Source organism: Marinomonas sp. NPDC078689, from assembly GCF_044542435.1.
GTDB lineage: Bacteria > Pseudomonadota > Gammaproteobacteria > Pseudomonadales > Marinomonadaceae > Marinomonas > Marinomonas arenicola.
Genome location: NZ_JBITUJ010000002.1, coordinates 46,527 through 62,996, shown reverse-complemented (window position 1 = coordinate 62,996; position 16,470 = coordinate 46,527). Strand labels below are relative to the sequence as shown.

Sequence of the window (16,470 nt, the reverse complement as noted above, 5' to 3'; positions counted from 1 at the left end):
GGCTCTTTTTTTTGGTATTTTTTAGCGGTGTTTTTGTGTTTGAAAAAAAGGCGTGATTTATTCGTCGTAACCAAACAGTTGACGTTCGAGTAAATCAATCAAGGTGTGGATAACGGTAATTTGGCATTCATGAACACGGGCGGTGCCAAGTAGGTTGATTTTAATTTCTGTGTCGTCACGAGAGGTCAAAGAAGACACGTTTTTGGCTTCTGGGCTGGTCAGCGCCACAATGTTCATTTTTCTCTCGTGGGCCGCTTGGATGGCTTGAATGATGGGCGAGGTGTTACCGCGATTGGCAATCACAAACAAAATATCACCAGGGTTGCCAATGGCGGTTATCTGCTTAGAGAAAACGTCATGGTAGCTGTCGCTGTGAGTGATTGCGAGTAGGGCGGCGCCATCGCCGCTTAGGTTGATGGCTGGCAAGCCGGGGCGCTCTCTGTCCATCCGATCTAACATCAGAGTACTAAAATACTGAGCCAAATGTGAGCCTGTGCTGTTTCCCACACAAATTACTTTACCGCCAGAAGCGACGCTTGAGAAAATGACTCGAGCCGCGTGTTCTATATAAGGGGGCAAGCTTTCTAGTGCTTGTTGCTGAGCCTCAAAACTTTGGGCAAATTGAGTGTAGATCGCTTCTTGAAAATCCATAATGGTTAAAATACTGCTTTAAGCCAAGTTAAATGTTGAGTGTCTATTTCTTGATCAAACAATATGGCGTCGAAACGACAGGCATTTGTTGATTTATTGTTTTGTTGTAACCAGTAGTCCGCGGTCAATCTGACTTTTTTAAGCTTTGACGGATTGAGACTTTCTGCGGCGCTGCCATGCGATGCGTTGGCGCGAAAGCGCACCTCGACGAACACATAGGTATCATTGTCTAGGAAAATGAGATCAATTTCTCCCATGCGACTGTGGAAATTCCTATCGATCAGTCGCAATCCTTGCTGCTGTAAATAAAGCTCAGCCGCTTGCTCGGCTTTCTCCCCGTTATTCTTCGGGGAGTTCCGTTTCTTCCTTGTGAAAAAATTGAGTACTGACGGCATTAACCAAATTTCCTTTTCGGTAAGTCATAATCTCAGGTCGTTTATGGAATATACCATTTTTATCCATGGTAATAATGCCTGTATTAGCAGAAAGTCGCGTACTTTTTAGTTGTACAAACAAAGGGTAGCGGTTAGCGAGTAAATAGGCGTCCGCTCCGAGCGCGTACAAACGGCGCAGAATATTAGAATCTCGGTCTGTTGAGACTTCATCAAGTAGACTGCTTTTTTGGGCGATGGCCGGGATTTCTGTAAATAGGATGCGCTCAATGTCGCTAAAATTTATATTGCGCTCTGGTGGCGTATCGTTAAGCGTACTGCTGGCCAGCATAGGGATGCTTTTGGCAAAGTAGTAATCCAGCAAAGGGCGAACTTGTTTTGCATCGCTCAGTTTGCCAACAAAATACACATAGTCTAAATCTTGCCTAGGTCTTGTAACACTGTCCACTTGTTCCCCTGTCCAGCGCTGAATGAGGGCGATGCGACGCTTGCTCTCATTCACCAGTAACAGTTTTTGTACCGTATTTTGACGGTCTCGTGAGGCGTTTTTATAAGAAAGGTTAGCGGCAACGCTAATGTTTTCTTTCTTGGCCGCTTGTAAAAATTCATCCGCTTGTCTTAATGCCCAAGTGCTTTGGGTGCTCAAAATAGCGGCTTTTTTCGCTCCGGCTTGCTTCGCGAAATGGATCAGTTCGTGAATGTCGTCTTCGGAGCTTAACGAGAAGTGGAAGAGGTTATTAACATAAGCATTGGTGCCCAGTTGGTTTAGCGCAATAACAGGGTGGCTCAATGTTAATTGGCTAAGGCGTGCGACCTTGCTCTTTTTAAGAGGCCCAATAATCACATCAGGATGCAGCGCGTTTGCTGCCGCGAGTGCATCAGCTATGTTTGGGTAGCTGTCGGTGTCGATAATAGAAATATCAGCTCGTTTGGTTTTCTGATGGTAATAGGCGGAGAAAAAACCATCGATTATCGCTTGGGATGCACGTTCCAGTTTGTTGCTCATTGGCAACATTAGGACGATTTTCTTTGGCGCCATTTCACCCAGCTTGGCGATCACTTTAAAATCCAGTGGTGGATTAAGCGCCGCAGGGTGTTCTGGGTATTGTGCTTGCCAGTGTTGGAATTGAGTGAGTTGTTGTTCAATCGATAGGGTTTGATTGCGCAATATTTTGCTGATCGTGAGCCAACCCTCTAGATTAGGTTGCGAGCTTTGCTCGAGCCCTTGCACTTGGGTGTCGGTCAGGTTTTGAATGCTGGCCCACAACGCGGCTTGGTTATACGCTTTGTCATCACCCGTCAAAGAGTCATCTAGTGAAAGCCTGAGTGTAATGGCTTGTGACCAATGCCCTGTGTGTTCCAACACGATGGCTTTGGTTTCATTAAGCTGAATTTGATTGCTCGGCTCTTGGGCAGAATCCAGTTGGCTGGCTTGTGTTAATAACGCCATGGCCTTGATGGGATCGTCCAGTTTTGCGGCAATCAAAGACGCTAATAAAGACGCCTTAAATTGGATGCGAGAGGGCGTAATGAGTATTTTCTCACCCAAGGTATCGTGAGCATTTTGATACTCACCGTCTTTGTAAAATTGCAGCGCGTTGTCGTACGCGGTCACCAATTCTTTTGGCGCTTGATACGGATGGTAGATGCTGTCAGGCGCGGTGCTTTCTTGACTACTTGGCGGTGTATATTGCGGTAAAGTGCCCTGCGATCTATTTAAATTCGTCGAGCTACAAGCACTTAGCAGAAATGTACAGACGGTTAATGATATGATGCGAAGATTAATTAGGCTCATAAGCTCATAAAATGACAGATAAAAGAGGCAATATGGTAGCACATAGTTCAGATGATGTGAGGGGGACGCTCTACATAGTTGCAACCCCAATAGGCAATCTTGATGATTTTAGTATAAGAGCTGAAAAAACTTTACGCGATGTAGACTATATTGCGGCAGAAGACACTCGTCACACCCGTCGATTGTTGAATCATTTTGGCATCGAAGCCAAACTTTTTTCGATCCACGATCATAATGAAAAAGACAAGTCTGAGTACGTCGCTAGCTTGTTGGAAGAGGGGAAGAATGTTGCCCTAGTATCGGATGCCGGTACGCCACTTATTTCTGATCCGGGTTACCACATTGTCAGTTTCTTGCGTGCTCGCGGCTTAACAGTGACACCAGTGCCTGGTGCTTGTGCTTTGATTTCTGCCTTGTGTGCTTCGGGCTTACCAACGGATCAGTTCTTTTTTGCAGGGTTTGTCCCAGCAAAGTCAAAAGCACGCTGCGACTTGTTTGAGTCATGGAAAAAACAAACTGGTACGGTGGTTTTTTATGAATCCACGCACCGTATTTATGATTCAATTAAGGATGTTTTAAATGTTTACGGGGATGATGCTAGATTGGTCCTTGCCCGTGAAGTAACCAAAACGTTCGAGACCTTTTTGTCGGGCACAGCCGCAGAAATTCTTGCTATGTTTGATGCCGACGCAAACCAGATGCGCGGTGAGTTTGTTGTCATGCTGAGCTTTATTCAAGAAAGCGGCGACGAAAAAGAACTCGAATCAAAGCGTATCTTGGGCATTCTTTTGGAAGATTTACCTGTTAAACAAGCCGCGTCGATGGCGGCAAAATTAACCGGAGAGAAGAAAAATCACCTCTATAAAATGGCCTTGGAAATGCAAGGCGAGTAGCATTTTTTCTTGATCGTTTGGTCGAATCTAATGTGAGCACTGAGTGTTTACATTAGATTAAGACTGAGTATACTCGTTGGCACTTGTCGGAGTGCCATTTGGCTGAGATCGCATATTTAGTGCGGGATCCGCAGAACCTGATCGGGTTAAGACCCGCGTAGGAAACAAGAAAGTCTCCATTTTCTTATCTGCATCAAATGAACTCCTGTGTATTTTGTTCGATTGATGTCGCGTCATTTTTCCTCATTCAAACAGATCCACAGGACTCATCTTTTTTGCGATATAAAACGCCTAAATAACGGGCTTTTGTTTCGTAAGACAGCACCCCAGACAAGCAATTCTCTATTTTTTTCTTAGTAGGAACTGCTTATGTCGACACCACAAAAAACCACCAAAAAAACACGCGATCAAGCACGCCTTGACGCCAAATCTTTTATTGAGTCATTGCAAGCAAGGCCTTTTCCTGCCTCTGAGCGTATTTACCTAACCGGCTCAGAAGACTCTATTCGTGTGCCTATGCGCAAAATCAATCTGACAGATACGCCGATCGGATCAGACCCAGACAACTTAACGTTTGAGCCAAATGAAGCGATTTACGTTTATGACTGCTCAGGCCCTTACGCCGATCCTGAAGCCAATATTGATGTCCACCAAGGGTTGGCTCCCATGCGCGCTCCTTGGATTGAACGTCGAGACGACACGGATGAATTACCCATGGTGTCGTCAGAATTTGCTAAGGCACGATTAAGTGATATTGCTCTAGAGTCCCTGCGTTTTCAGAACCTGCTAACTGTTCGTAAAGCCCGTAAAGGCAAGTGTGTCACTCAAATGCATTACGCTAGACAAGGCATTGTGACACCAGAAATGGAATACATTGCGCTGCGTGAAAATCAAAATCTAGACGCGATAAAAAGCGAATTGTTGCTGAAGCAGCATCCCGGCCAAAGTTTTGGTGCAAACATTCAAACACGCATTACCCCTGAGTTTGTTCGTGATGAAGTCGCCGCTGGGCGCGCCATTATCCCCGCCAATATTAATCACCCTGAAAGCGAGCCAATGATCATAGGTCGTAACTTTTTGGTGAAAGTGAACGCCAACATTGGTAACTCAGCCGTGACCTCGTCGATTGAAGAGGAAGTCGAAAAATTGGTCTGGTCAACCCGTTGGGGCGCCGATACCGTGATGGATTTATCGACCGGTAAAAACATTCATGAAACCCGAGAGTGGATCTTGCGTAATTCGCCTGTGCCGATCGGTACTGTGCCGATTTACCAAGCGTTAGAAAAAGTAAATGGCGTTGCCGAAGCGCTAAATTGGGAAGTATTCAAAGACACCTTGATCGAACAAGCGGAGCAGGGGGTGGATTACTTCACCATTCACGCGGGTGTGCTGTTGCGTTTTGTACCAATGACCGCCAAACGCTTAACGGGCATTGTGTCTCGTGGTGGCTCCATTATGGCGAAGTGGTGCTTGGCTCATCATCAAGAAAGCTTCTTGTATGAACGTTTTCGCGACATTTGTGAAATTTGTGCCGCCTACGATGTGTCGCTTTCATTGGGCGATGGGTTACGCCCAGGCTCGATTATGGACGCCAACGATGAAGCCCAAATGTCAGAACTGCGTACTTTGGGTGAGTTGACGAAAGTGGCTTGGGAATACGATGTGCAAGTGATGATCGAAGGCCCTGGGCATGTGCCAATGCAACTGATCAAAGAAAATATGACGGAGCAATTAGAGCATTGTCATGAGGCGCCATTTTATACCTTAGGTCCGCTGACACAAGACATCGCCCCTGGCTATGATCACATTACGTCGGGCATTGGTGCCGCACAAATTGGCTGGTATGGCTGTGCCATGCTGTGTTACGTGACGCCAAAAGAACATTTGGGTTTGCCCAATAAAGAAGACGTCAAAGAAGGCTTGATCACCTACAAAATTGCGGCTCATGCAGCCGATTTAGCAAAAGGCCATCCAGGTGCTCAAGTGCGCGACAACGCCTTATCTAAGGCGCGTTTTGAGTTTCGCTGGGAAGATCAATTTAACCTTGCTCTGGACCCAGACACGGCGCGGGCTTATCACGATGAAACCTTGCCTCAGGCATCGGGCAAGGTGGCGCATTTTTGTTCGATGTGCGGACCGAAATTCTGTTCAATGAAAATCACTCAAGAAGTGCGTGATTACGCAAAAGGCTTAGAAGATCAAGCGGCTGTTGCGGCTGAGCATGAGGCAGAAACAGGGATGCAAAAAATGTCAGAACAGTTTCGTGAACTAGGCAGTGATGTTTACTTAACGACAGATAAATTAACGACAGATAAATTGGCGTAAGCCGAGGAACGACTATGAATCAACTTCCGGTTATTTGGCAAGTTGGCGCGCGACAGGCTACGGCCTGTTCGCGCGCCTTGTCAGCCACGGTTGCTGAGCATTTAAAGTGTGTTGTAAAGCATATAGACACGTATCGGCAAGCCGAGCCGTCAAGCGTCTCTTGTTCGTTTGCGCAGTTTGATGACCAATGGCAAAGCTTGCTTGATCAATCGATGCCAGATGTTATTTATTTGCATTCATTACCATCAAATGAGTTGGTGGTGTGTTGTGCTAAATGGCTTAAGCAAATCAAAGCTTTGTTGCCGTCGGTTAGTGTGGTGTTGAACGCTGAGGTCAATGCCAATGTGAATTGCCATCGTTTTTTAACGGAATTGATAACCAACACAGATCTCATTGTGGCGCCCAAGCGTCAGCTTGATTGCTTGGTAGAATGCCTTAACACAGGGTCAGTAACGGACATTAACACTGCGTTGCAGCCTTGGCTTTCTGTCTCTGAGGCCAGCTGGCTTTTGAGCGATGAGCAGAGCGGAGCGCTGTGCTTGATAGCGAACCAGAAATCGTGCGGTTTTTCCCTTGCGGCGCATCATCAGAAATTATCGCAAACTCAACAAGACGCCCGTACCTTTTCGTTGGCCTGCTTCTTAGCCCATGGTTATGACACCTTGGATGCCATCACTATGGGCCAGACCTATTTGGCCAGTGATCTCGAGGGCTGTGCAGGTTGGCCGAAACACACTCAGTATTTGCCCAGCATCACAGCGCTCAGTTCAGTGGCGTCCGCAGACGTGAGTGATTTGTCATTTACTGCTATCGATATGCAGAAATTTGGTTTGTATCCGGTGGTAGATTCGCTCGCTTGGCTGGAATTGGTGCTCGAAAATGGCGCGACCACAGCTCAGCTGCGAATCAAAGACCCTAGCGTTTCAACGTTAGACAGCCAAATTAAAGGCGCTGTGGCACTGGGTAAGCGTTATCAGGCTCAGGTCTTTATTAATGATTACTGGCAAAAAGCCATTGAGCATGGCGCTTTTGGGATACATCTTGGCCAAGAAGACTTAGCGGTGGCGGATTTGAGTGCCATTAGTCAAGCAGGCTTGGCGCTGGGCATCAGCACTCATGGTTATTTTGAAATTGCCAATGCGATGAAGATTCACCCTAGTTACATTGCTTTGGGTCATATTTTCCCTACTCAAACCAAGGACATGCCGTCGCAGCCGCAAGGTCTTGTACGCTTAGGCTTCTATGCCTCCTTGTTAAAAGGAGTGTATCCGACGGTGGCCATTGGTGGCATTAATGCCGAACGTGTGGCGCCCGTGTTAAAAACAGGGGTCGACAGTGTGGCCTTGGTGACCGCGATCACCAAAGCCGATAACCCAGTGCAAGCCACACGGGACTTATTGTCTTTGTATCAAACAGAAAAGGCGGCTTTTGATGAGTAACGAGATCACGCTTTATGTGAACGACAGTCCACTGTCCTTTTTGGGAAAGACGGTAATGGATTTATTGCATCAACTGGATAAGCCGTCTCAAGGCATTGCAGTGGCCATTGATCAAACCGTGGTGCCTAAAAGTGTGTGGGCAACAACCATGCTTGAAAGCGATATGAATGTGTTTATTTTTGAATCCATTGCAGGGGGTTAATGTGTCATCTTTAATGATTGCAGGTCATGAGTTTTCATCGCGCTTATTTACTGGCACTGGCAAATACGCCAGCGCCGATGCGATGATGGCGTCGATTAACGCCAGTGGTAGTGAACTGGTGACTTTGTCTTTACGTCGTATGGATTTGAAACATCAAAGTGACAATATTCTGCAGCCGTTACAGCAGCATGGTATTAAGCTTTTGCCTAATACCTCAGGGGCTCGCACGGCAAAAGAAGCGGTGTTTGCCGCACAATTAGCACGAGAAGCGCTGGAAACAAACTGGGTCAAGTTAGAAATTCACCCTGACCCAAGGTATTTAATGCCGGACGCGATAGAAACATTGGCGGCGGCTGAAGAGCTTGTGAAACAAGGCTTTGTGGTGATGCCTTATGTGCACGCTGATCCTGTGTTGTGCAAGCGATTGGAAGAAGTGGGGTGTCAATGCGTGATGCCACTTGGGTCGCCAATTGGCTCTAATATGGGCTTAGCGAGTAAGCCTTTTCTGGACATTATCATTGAGCAAAGTCAGGTACCTGTGATCGTTGATGCGGGCATTGGCGCGCCATCGGATGCCGCGTTGGCATTGGAAATGGGCGCCGATGCCGTGTTGGTGAATACGGCCATGGCGGTGGCGCAGAACCCGGCGCAAATGAGTTTGGCCTTTAAAATGGCGGTAGAGGCAGGGCGCTTGGCGTATGAATCGGGCTTGGGTGAAAAGCGTCAGCAGGCGCAAGCGTCGAGCCCTTTTACGGACTTTGTTGGTAGCTTGTCATGAGCGCGGTGAAACGACTTCATATCTGCCCACAAAGTCCCGAGGTTGAAGGGCAATTTAGTTCCGTACTGGCGTCTCAATCGTGGCAGCAAACTGCGTTATTGCATGAGTCTATTAATGAGCAAGATGTGAAAGCCGCACTCGCCAAAAAACGACTCGATATCAAGGATTTTGCGGCGCTAATTTCCCCCGCCGCAGAGCCTTATTTGATGCAAATGCTGGCAAAGTCAGAACAGCTGACACAACAGCGTTTTGGTAATACGGTGAGTTTGTTTGCTCCTTTGTATTTGTCTAACACCTGTGCCAACGAATGCACTTATTGTGGCTTTTCCATGAGCAATGCGATTAAGCGACTGACTTTAAACGAAGGACAGCTCGCAAAAGAAATCGCCGCCATAAAAGGCAAAGGCTTTGATAGTATTTTGTTGGTCACAGGCGAGACGAACAAGGTATCCATGCCCTACTTTGAACGCATGATTCCATTGATTAAACCGCACTTTAGTCAGCTTTCTATGGAGGTTCAGCCATTAGAGGCTGAAGAGTATAAAACTCTGCAAGGTATTGGTTTGGATGCGGTATTGGTCTATCAGGAAACTTATCGCCGGCAGACGTATTTAGAGCATCATCTACGGGGCAATAAATCCGATTTTAATTATCGTCTCGACGCGCCAGATCGAATAGGACAAGCCGGCATCCATAAAATCGGCTTAGGGGTGTTGCTGGGCTTAGAAGATTGGCGTACCGATTCCATCATGATGGCTAAGCATCTTCGTCACCTTCAAAAGCGTTATTGGCGCAGTCGTTTTAGCGTGGCGTTTCCTCGCATTCGTCCTTGCGAAGGCGGCATAGTGCCTAAATCAGTGATTTCTGATCGTCAACTGGTGCAATTGATTGCGGCGTGGCGTTTGTTTGATGCGGATTTAGAAATGAGCCTGTCTACGCGTGAGTCCGCTGAATTTCGAAATCATGCGGTGCGGATGGGCTTCACTACGATGAGTGCCGAATCCAAAACGCAGCCTGGCGGGTATGCCGAAGACGCGCAACAGGCCTTAGAGCAATTTGAAATCAGTGATGAGCGCCCGGTAGGTGAGATTGCCAAAATGATTCGCCAACAAGGACGTGAGGTTATTTGGAAAGACTGGGACCCGTCGCTTAGTCATACACACTCGTAAGGAATTAATGCCAGCAGAGGCATGCAAGAGGCGTGAAAACTTGAGAAGATAAGATAACCCCATCGGAATGCTCACAGACGACATTCCTATGGGGTTATTTTTTTGTCTTGAGTCATCATGGGGGAATTATGTGGTATCAAAAAGAAATTAGGCTGCCCAGCAAGCCAAGAGGTTTTCATTTGATCACGGACGATATTGTGCGCGCTATGCCAGAGTTAAAAAGGATGAAAATAGGGGTATGTCATGTCTTTATTCAGCATACTTCGGCCTCGCTGACCATCAATGAAAACGCGGATGCCACAGTGCGCGAAGACTTCGAAAATTATTTTAACCGAACCGTGCGAGAAGGAGAGTCCTATTACCGTCACAATGACGAAGGCGATGACGATTTACCCGCTCACATAAAGACTAGTCTGCTCGGGGCCAGTGTACAGATTCCAATCAGCAACGGCGCTCTTAATATGGGAATCTGGCAAGGCGTTTATTTGGGAGAACATCGAGATTATGGTGGCGAGCGTTCGCTTGTTATTACGCTTAATGGAGAAGAATAATGAGCAAATTAACGTTAGATAGCGCCGATAAAGTCAAAATGACGGACCAGCTAAAAGCCTATTTAGAGCAGGAGTTCGACCTGTCAGTTGGGGCCTTTGAGGCGGAGTTCTTATTGGACTTTATCACAGATAATTTTGCAGCAACCTTTTATAACAAAGGCTTGGCAGATGCCCAGCAAGTGATGCAAGAAAAAATGGAAACCTTTAACGATGCTATTTATGAGCTAGAAATGTCGTATTAATGGCTGCATTTTAGAGCAAAACGCATCAGGTCTTTTTTGTTGATTGGCCAACCGTGCTGATTCAAGCAATAAAAAGAAACTTTGCTGACAGCGGCCTGACAAGATTTACTAAGAGGTGTCAACCCTCTGACACACACTGACAAAAAAGCGTTTTATAATAACCTCATCCCAGAAAGCTTGTTCTCTCCCTTAGAGCAAGTTGAATGACGAGTAATGGTCTAAAACCTGAAGATGATGCGGGTTTTAGATGATAAGCAAGAGTAAAGCGTTCTTTTGTGATAGTCGTTGAGTGTTGCCCCAGTTGTAAAAAGCTGGGGCTTTTTTTTGCTTAAAATAAATGATTAGGTATGAAAGAGGTTTATAAAAAAGAAAATAGAGATGGCGTTTATATAATATAAAAAATCAAAACCCGATTGTGAAAATCATTTTAATTCAAAAGTTTTCGTCTGCACTGTTTTGGTGTTTTGTTGTTTTTGTGCTCTTTTTTGGAACATTTGTTGGTTAAATATATTGAATTCTATTAATGTAGCTCTCTTGTTTTACGCTGCTTTGGTAAAGCATAGGGGTTGCATGAACTAACTTTTTAAACTCTTTTTGGAAATGTGACTGGTCACTAAAACCTAGGCTAAAAGCAAGATCGGAAAGCTCAATATTATCGCTGTGATTGATATTGTAGACTGCGGATTGGCAGCGCACGATGCGACTAAACAGCTTAGGTGTGACACCAACATCATCAACAAACAAGCGCTGTATTGTGCGCCTTGTATAGCCAGTCAGTGCTTCCATGTCTTGTATCTTTATATTGCCATTATTCGCATAAATACTTTGTATCACCTGAGCGGTGGTTGCGGAGCATTTCCTTGCTATCTGACAGTCATAAAATTGCTCAAAGTATGAGACTTGTTGAACAAAGTTTTCTGTGTTTACTATTTCTTCAAATAACTGATTTGTATCAGGATTTATGTCTAATAATGTCTGTTTTGTGCTCACCAGTTCTTGCGCCGAAGTGGCCAGAAAATCTGGCATCATACCCGCTGTAAAACGCACCCCAAAATAGCGATGCCCAGCGGCTAAATCGATACAGGTAGCTTCCAGTGGAGTGCCATAAACTTCTGCACTTGGGTGGCTGCTGTCGCAATCAAACAGAATATCAACGCAACCATCTGGTATGGCAAATACCGATTCCTCTTGGTCGCTAACCTCAAAACTATAAAAGTGCGAAATAGACGCATTGTCCGAGTGACACAATGAAAACTTCTGAGCGGCACTTAACACTAACCAAGGCTGTTTAGAGCGAATGCTTTTTAGATGTGATAGCAATAAATGAGTAGACATGGCTCACACTCGTTATTTAAAACAATAAAGAACCCTAGCAAATTAAGTGCCAAATAATTTTTATAAAATATAAATAGGCATGTCCCAAAAATACAATACCTAATAAAGTCGTATTACTAATATCGAAATGCCTGCTGGGTTTCTTTGTTAAATATTAGGTTTTTATAAAGATTACTCTTAATTAGCAGAATTTAATTCAATCTTATATTTAGGTGATGCTATGTCTGACAATACAAAAATTGATTTCATTTATCTTTCCGAGCAAGACATGATCAAGGCGGGCGTAACCGACATGCCGACTTGTGTTGATACCATGGAGGAAATGTTTGCGCTGCTTTATAAGGGGGATTATCGCATGGCGGGTGCCAACAATGATTCCCATGGCGCCATGGTCACTTTTCCTGAAAAAACAGACATTCCTAATATGCCACATCACACTCCGGATCGTCGTTTGATGGCGATGCCTGCGTACCTAGGAGGTGACTACCAAACTTGTGGTGTGAAATGGTACGGATCAAATATAGCGAATCGTGAAAGAGGTTTACCACGTTCTATTTTAATGATGACACTAAACGATGTTGATACTGGTGCGCCGTTAGCTCATATGTCTGCTAATTTGTTGTCGGCTTACCGTACTGGGGCCGTACCGGGAGTGGGAGCGCGTCATTTAGCACGTAAGGATTCAAAAGTTATTGGTCTTTTGGGCCCTGGAGTGATGGGAAAAACTTCTGTAGCAGCCTTCATGGCGGTTTGTCCGCAGATTGATACATTAAAAGTGAAAGGGCGTGGGCAGAAGAGTTTGGATGACTTTTTAACTTGGGTAAATGTCACCTTTCCACAAATTACCAATGTTCAAGTGGTAGATACCCTAGAAGAAGTGGTTCGGGACTCTGATATCGTGACCTATTGTAATTCAGGGGAAACCGGGGATGTATCGACTTACCCAATTGTAAAACGGGAATGGGTTAAAACAGGGGCGTACATTTCGATGCCAGCTTATTGCCGTTTAGACGCAGGGCTTGAACAAGATGATGTGCGCAAAGTACTGGATAATCCAGGGTTATACGACGCATGGTATGAAGAAGCTCCAAAGCCTTCCCATATGTACATTCCTATCATTGGTTGCCGCTTTTTAGACATGGTTGAAGAAGGGCTGATGAACAAGGATAGCCTAGAAGATCTAGGCGCCATTGCTGCAGGTGCCGCCCCAGGCCGTAACAATGAAGAAGAAATTATTATTTTATCTGTGGGTGGATTACCAACGGAAGACGTGGCTTGGGCGACTAAAATTTACCGTAATGCAGTAGAGAACAATATTGGCGTGAAACTGAATCTTTGGGATACCCCAGAGCTTCGCTAGTCCACTCAAATCTCAGAAGGGCATAAGCCTTGATTCTTATGCTCTTCATGTTTCTTTTCTGTGTAATCAGGTAATCCAATGACGCATATTACGAAAGTGAAAACCGGATCTAAATTCGAAGAAGCGGCCAGTTATTCCCGCATTGTCGCGGTCGATAATTGGATTTATGTATCCAATACCGCAGGTCGAAACCCTCATACTAAAGAAATAGCAGACGACCTTCTGTTACAGACTCAACAAGTGTTTGACAACATTGAAACAGCCTTAGCTGCTGTGGGCTCTTGCCTAGCGGATGTTGTCATGTCTCGAGTGTTTATCCAAAACCCAGCGGACACCATGGCCGTGATGGACTTTATTGGCACTAAATTCAGAGGAATTGATCCCGCGACGACGGTTACCTCACCCCCATTAGGGTCCAGCGAATATAAGGTTGAATTAGAAGTCACCGCTTACCGTGGTGCCGCAACCGCGACAATAGAAAAAATACAGTTGGCTTAATCGTACACGTACATCAGGTTAAGTTGGACCGGCTTGGTCTTTAGACTTCAGCGCTAGACAGGACAAGGGTATGACGAAAACACTTGATAGATTTAGCACCACGGATGAACTGCCGACGGAAACGAAAGTGGTGATTATTGGTGGTGGCATTGTAGGTGTCTCTGCAGCATTGACTTTAGCAGAGCGAAATATCCCCGTTGTATTGATCGAGAAAGGGCATATAGCGGGTGAGCAGTCATCGAGAAACTTAGGTTGGGTGCGCAAAACTAGCCGCCATGCAGCGGATGTTCCATTGGCCATGGCAGCAGATCGTTTGTGGTCTGAGATGCCGCAACGTGTAGGGCATAGTTTGGGCTACCAGCAAGCTGGGATTATGTTTCTTGCAAAAGATGATGAGCAAATGGCGCTTCATGAAGCTTGGGTCAATTCGGTGCAATCGTTTGATCTCGATTCCACCTTGTTGAGCTCTCAGCAAGTTAAACAGCGTGTGCCTGGCGGAAAAGGGAACTGGGTTGGTGGTATTTACACTGGCTCTGATGGCCGAGCGGAACCTTCTATTGCCGTGCCTATGATGGCCAAAGCGGCCATAGAGAAAGGCGCCATTATTGTTCAGAATTGCGCGGTTCGTATGTTGTCGACTAGCGCGGGGAAAGTCAGTGGTGTGATCACTGAAAAAGGGGAAATACGCTGCGAGCAAGTGTTGCTTGCCAGTGGGGCTTGGTCGCGCCGCTTTTTGGGTAATCACGGGGTGTCGCTGCCAACTTTACCTGTTATTTGTTCTGTGATGCGAACTAAGCCAATGACAGGGCCTACTGATATCGCCGTAGGGGGGCCTGATTTCTCTTTTAGAAAACATCAAGATGGCGGTTTTATCGTGACTCAACGTGGCGCGTTGGATGCCCCCATTACGCTTGACCATCTTACGGTTGGTTGGCGTTACCTGGCGCAGTTACGCGCTCAAAGAAGCTTCTTACGAGTGTCCGCAGGACGTTACTTCTTTAAAGATCTATCTCTTAAACGACGTTGGAAGGCCAATGGCATTAGTCCGTTTGAGCAGATTCGTACGATGGACCCAAAGGTTAACCCAGCTCTTAATAACGAAGCGATGACCAATCTCCGTAATGCTTGGCCCATCTTTAATCAGGCTGAGATAGCGGAAACGTGGGCAGGTCTTATTGACATAACACCGGATTCGAATCCGGTTATTGATCGAGTCAGTCAACTGCCTGGGCTCACCCTCGCCACAGGGTTTTCAGGACATGGCTTTGGCACTGGGCCTGCAGCGGGGCAACTCGCGGCGGACATTGTCTCAAACGCAACACCACTTATTGATCCAACCCCTTACCGATTTGATCGGTTTTGAAATAGTTAATGTCTATTGACTGAAGAGGAACATTATTATGAGAGATCTTAGCGCGACACAAACGGTAAACCTACCCCATGGCCATGCTTTAGCAACGGCTAAGTCTAATAAAATAGGCCTACTGACCATGATGTCCATCTGCATCGGTTTGGTGATTGTTCAAGGGGCTATGATTTCTGGTTTACAGGGGGTGGGGTTAGGTGGAACGACCTTCTTGTTTGCTATGCTAGCCGCATTGCTTATTTCTCAGTGTAACGCCATGAGCTTTGCTGAATTGTCACTGATGTTTCCTCAAGAAGGAACATTAGCTACTTATACGCAAAAGGCCATTGGGCATTTCCCTGCGATTGTTGCTGTTTTTGCTGGCTATGTGGTCGTGGCAAGTTTAGCAATACCAGTAGAAATGTTCTTGGTAGATGCCATGGTCGGTGAATTGCTGCCTGGCGTGTTTCCAGAAAAGGTTATCCCTTTAGCGATTCTGGTTGTGTTGAGTATTACGAACCTGGTCGGAGCTGATGTGTTTGCAAAGGTGCAGAATGTACTGGCATTTATTTTGGTGAGTGCACTGATTATTTTGGGCTTGGTAGCCATTACTGGATTGGATGAGCCTCACGGGGTGATTTCTGGTACTCAGGTAAGTTGGGGATTTGATGGGGTCACAGATGGCAGCTTTATTGGACTGATTGCTTTGGCTATGTGGTTATTTGTTGGTGCTGAGTATATTTGTCCAATGATAAAAGATGTAAAAAAACCGCAAACAAATATTCCACGCGCCATGCAGCTGTCGTTGTTTGCCATCTTTGCTATCTTTGCGACTTTTATTTATGGCGCAAGCTTATATCTGAGTACTGAAACGTTGCTAGGCTCACCCATTCCATATCTAGATTACTCCAATGCGGTATTTGGGAAGGCGGGGTTATTTATTGCGACCATCATGGGGTTAGCAGCAACGTGCAGTACGATTAATACTATCTTGGCTGCACTGCCACGGATGCTGCATGGTATGGCACAAGATAAGCAAGCTTTCCCTGTGTTAAAGGCCACAAATCGTTTTAATACCCCTTGGGTTGGGATCATCATGATGGCATTGCTGGCGTGTGTTCCTTTCTTAGCTTTTGACATCGACTCCTTGATTGTCTTAGTGATTGCGGCAACCACCAGTTATCTATTGGCTTATATTATTGCTCATGTGGACGTGATCGTACTGCGTATGCGCATGCCGAAACACCAGCGACCTTACAAAGCGCCGTTTTACCCACTGCCTCAAATAGTGGGCATTTCAGCCATGGTCTATGTGGCTTTAAATAATTCCCCATCCCCTGAAATGACGCAAACCGTGTACAGCATTGCCGGTGGCATGTTGGGTGTAATTTGCTTAATTGCCGCACTTTGGGTGAAGTTCTATATGAAGCGAGATTTATTTGCTGCCGACATGGACTAAATGACTTAAAGGTGCAAACCAAAAGTCAGAGGAGGC

16 protein-coding genes and 1 riboswitch are annotated in these 16,470 nt (G+C 45.9%); of the genes, 12 read left to right on the top strand and 4 right to left on the bottom strand.

What is annotated here, in order from left to right; translation table 11 throughout:
• Positions 1–57 precede the first annotated feature (57 nt).
• From ACIGBN_RS03415 to ACIGBN_RS03405, 3 genes are read right to left on the bottom strand one after another with little or no spacing between them, the layout of a single operon-like run.
• Positions 58–651, bottom strand: a complete 594-nt coding sequence (locus tag ACIGBN_RS03415) for an SIS domain-containing protein (RefSeq protein WP_133003272.1) — start codon at positions 649–651, stop codon at positions 58–60.
• 5 nt (positions 652–656) lie between these two features.
• Positions 657–1,046 (bottom strand): YraN family protein, encoded by a 390-nt coding sequence (locus ACIGBN_RS03410; RefSeq protein ID WP_133003273.1) that lies wholly within the window; start codon positions 1,044–1,046, stop codon positions 657–659.
• Positions 991–2,838 carry a penicillin-binding protein activator gene (locus ACIGBN_RS03405; RefSeq protein ID WP_133003274.1) on the bottom strand — a complete coding sequence of 616 codons (1,848 nt, stop codon included), beginning with the start codon at positions 2,836–2,838 and terminating at the stop codon, positions 991–993. Before ACIGBN_RS03405 ends, ACIGBN_RS03410 begins: the two co-directional genes overlap by 56 nt.
• A gap of 32 nt (positions 2,839–2,870) precedes the next feature.
• Here ACIGBN_RS03405 and rsmI point away from each other — a divergent pair, with 32 nt between their 5' ends.
• The 8 genes from rsmI (at position 2,871) to ACIGBN_RS03365 (ending at position 10,437) form a co-directional block, all read left to right on the top strand.
• A complete protein-coding gene (gene rsmI / locus ACIGBN_RS03400) occupies positions 2,871–3,731 on the top strand; it encodes a 16S rRNA (cytidine(1402)-2'-O)-methyltransferase (protein WP_207923366.1) in 861 nt (286 codons plus the stop codon).
• A 77-nt stretch (positions 3,732–3,808) separates the two neighbouring features.
• Positions 3,809–3,912: riboswitch (TPP riboswitch) on the top strand.
• Between the two features lie 188 nt (positions 3,913–4,100).
• Positions 4,101–6,056: a phosphomethylpyrimidine synthase ThiC gene (thiC, locus tag ACIGBN_RS03395; protein ID WP_133003276.1), complete on the top strand. Its 1,956-nt coding sequence runs from the start codon at positions 4,101–4,103 to the stop codon at positions 6,054–6,056.
• A gap of 14 nt (positions 6,057–6,070) precedes the next feature.
• Complete coding sequence (gene thiE, locus ACIGBN_RS03390; protein ID WP_396663656.1) at positions 6,071–7,495, top strand: thiamine phosphate synthase; 1,425 nt, start codon at positions 6,071–6,073, stop codon at positions 7,493–7,495.
• Entirely contained in the window at positions 7,488–7,697 is a 210-nt protein-coding gene (thiS, locus tag ACIGBN_RS03385; RefSeq protein ID WP_243712019.1) for a sulfur carrier protein ThiS, read from the top strand. Before thiE ends, thiS begins: the two co-directional genes overlap by 8 nt.
• A 1-nt stretch (position 7,698) precedes the next feature.
• Positions 7,699–8,475 (top strand): thiazole synthase, encoded by a 777-nt coding sequence (locus tag ACIGBN_RS03380; RefSeq protein ID WP_279433441.1) that lies wholly within the window; start codon positions 7,699–7,701, stop codon positions 8,473–8,475.
• A complete protein-coding gene (gene thiH, locus ACIGBN_RS03375) occupies positions 8,472–9,644 on the top strand; it encodes a 2-iminoacetate synthase ThiH (protein WP_396663653.1) in 1,173 nt (390 codons plus the stop codon). Before ACIGBN_RS03380 ends, thiH begins: the two co-directional genes overlap by 4 nt.
• 128 nt (positions 9,645–9,772) lie before the next feature.
• On the top strand, positions 9,773–10,195 hold the full coding sequence (locus ACIGBN_RS03370) for a secondary thiamine-phosphate synthase enzyme YjbQ (protein WP_396663651.1): 423 nt from the start codon (positions 9,773–9,775) through the stop codon (positions 10,193–10,195).
• A complete protein-coding gene (locus ACIGBN_RS03365; RefSeq protein WP_133003279.1) occupies positions 10,195–10,437 on the top strand; it encodes a DUF2164 domain-containing protein in 243 nt (80 codons plus the stop codon). The genes ACIGBN_RS03370 and ACIGBN_RS03365 overlap by 1 nt, the downstream gene beginning before the upstream one ends.
• Positions 10,438–10,938: 501 nt before the next feature.
• Here ACIGBN_RS03365 and ACIGBN_RS03360 read toward each other — a convergent pair.
• On the bottom strand, positions 10,939–11,772 hold the full coding sequence (locus tag ACIGBN_RS03360; protein WP_133003280.1) for a helix-turn-helix domain-containing protein: 834 nt from the start codon (positions 11,770–11,772) through the stop codon (positions 10,939–10,941).
• A gap of 220 nt (positions 11,773–11,992) precedes the next feature.
• Here ACIGBN_RS03360 and ACIGBN_RS03355 point away from each other — a divergent pair, with 220 nt between their 5' ends.
• The 4 genes from ACIGBN_RS03355 to ACIGBN_RS03340 all read left to right on the top strand — a co-directional run bounded on the left by ACIGBN_RS03355 (position 11,993) and on the right by ACIGBN_RS03340 (position 16,434).
• Positions 11,993–13,132, top strand: a complete 1,140-nt coding sequence (locus ACIGBN_RS03355) for a tyramine oxidase subunit B (RefSeq protein WP_133003281.1) — start codon at positions 11,993–11,995, stop codon at positions 13,130–13,132.
• A gap of 78 nt (positions 13,133–13,210) precedes the next feature.
• Entirely contained in the window at positions 13,211–13,630 is a 420-nt protein-coding gene (locus ACIGBN_RS03350) for a Rid family hydrolase (protein WP_133003282.1), read from the top strand.
• Positions 13,631–13,700: 70 nt separating this feature from the next.
• On the top strand, positions 13,701–14,993 hold the full coding sequence (locus tag ACIGBN_RS03345) for an FAD-binding oxidoreductase (protein WP_133003283.1): 1,293 nt from the start codon (positions 13,701–13,703) through the stop codon (positions 14,991–14,993).
• Positions 14,994–15,030: 37 nt separating this feature from the next.
• Positions 15,031–16,434 carry an APC family permease gene (locus ACIGBN_RS03340; RefSeq protein ID WP_396663647.1) on the top strand — a complete coding sequence of 468 codons (1,404 nt, stop codon included), beginning with the start codon at positions 15,031–15,033 and terminating at the stop codon, positions 16,432–16,434.
• The last annotated feature ends 36 nt before the right edge of the window (positions 16,435–16,470 follow it).

Coding starts and splice junctions, on each gene's coding strand:
- ACIGBN_RS03415 (WP_133003272.1), bottom strand. CDS start 651: ATGGATTTTCAAGAAGCGATCTACACTCAATTTGCCCAAAGTTTTGAG.
- ACIGBN_RS03410 (WP_133003273.1), bottom strand. CDS start 1,046: ATGCCGTCAGTACTCAATTTTTTCACAAGGAAGAAACGGAACTCCCCG.
- ACIGBN_RS03405 (WP_133003274.1), bottom strand. CDS start 2,838: ATGAGCCTAATTAATCTTCGCATCATATCATTAACCGTCTGTACATTT.
- rsmI (WP_207923366.1), top strand. CDS start 2,871: ATGGTAGCACATAGTTCAGATGATGTGAGGGGGACGCTCTACATAGTT.
- thiC (WP_133003276.1), top strand. CDS start 4,101: ATGTCGACACCACAAAAAACCACCAAAAAAACACGCGATCAAGCACGC.
- thiE (WP_396663656.1), top strand. CDS start 6,071: ATGAATCAACTTCCGGTTATTTGGCAAGTTGGCGCGCGACAGGCTACG.
- thiS (WP_243712019.1), top strand. CDS start 7,488: ATGAGTAACGAGATCACGCTTTATGTGAACGACAGTCCACTGTCCTTT.
- thiH (WP_396663653.1), top strand. CDS start 8,472: ATGAGCGCGGTGAAACGACTTCATATCTGCCCACAAAGTCCCGAGGTT.
- ACIGBN_RS03370 (WP_396663651.1), top strand. CDS start 9,773: ATGTGGTATCAAAAAGAAATTAGGCTGCCCAGCAAGCCAAGAGGTTTT.
- ACIGBN_RS03365 (WP_133003279.1), top strand. CDS start 10,195: ATGAGCAAATTAACGTTAGATAGCGCCGATAAAGTCAAAATGACGGAC.
- ACIGBN_RS03360 (WP_133003280.1), bottom strand. CDS start 11,772: ATGTCTACTCATTTATTGCTATCACATCTAAAAAGCATTCGCTCTAAA.
- ACIGBN_RS03355 (WP_133003281.1), top strand. CDS start 11,993: ATGTCTGACAATACAAAAATTGATTTCATTTATCTTTCCGAGCAAGAC.
- ACIGBN_RS03350 (WP_133003282.1), top strand. CDS start 13,211: ATGACGCATATTACGAAAGTGAAAACCGGATCTAAATTCGAAGAAGCG.
- ACIGBN_RS03345 (WP_133003283.1), top strand. CDS start 13,701: ATGACGAAAACACTTGATAGATTTAGCACCACGGATGAACTGCCGACG.
- ACIGBN_RS03340 (WP_396663647.1), top strand. CDS start 15,031: ATGAGAGATCTTAGCGCGACACAAACGGTAAACCTACCCCATGGCCAT.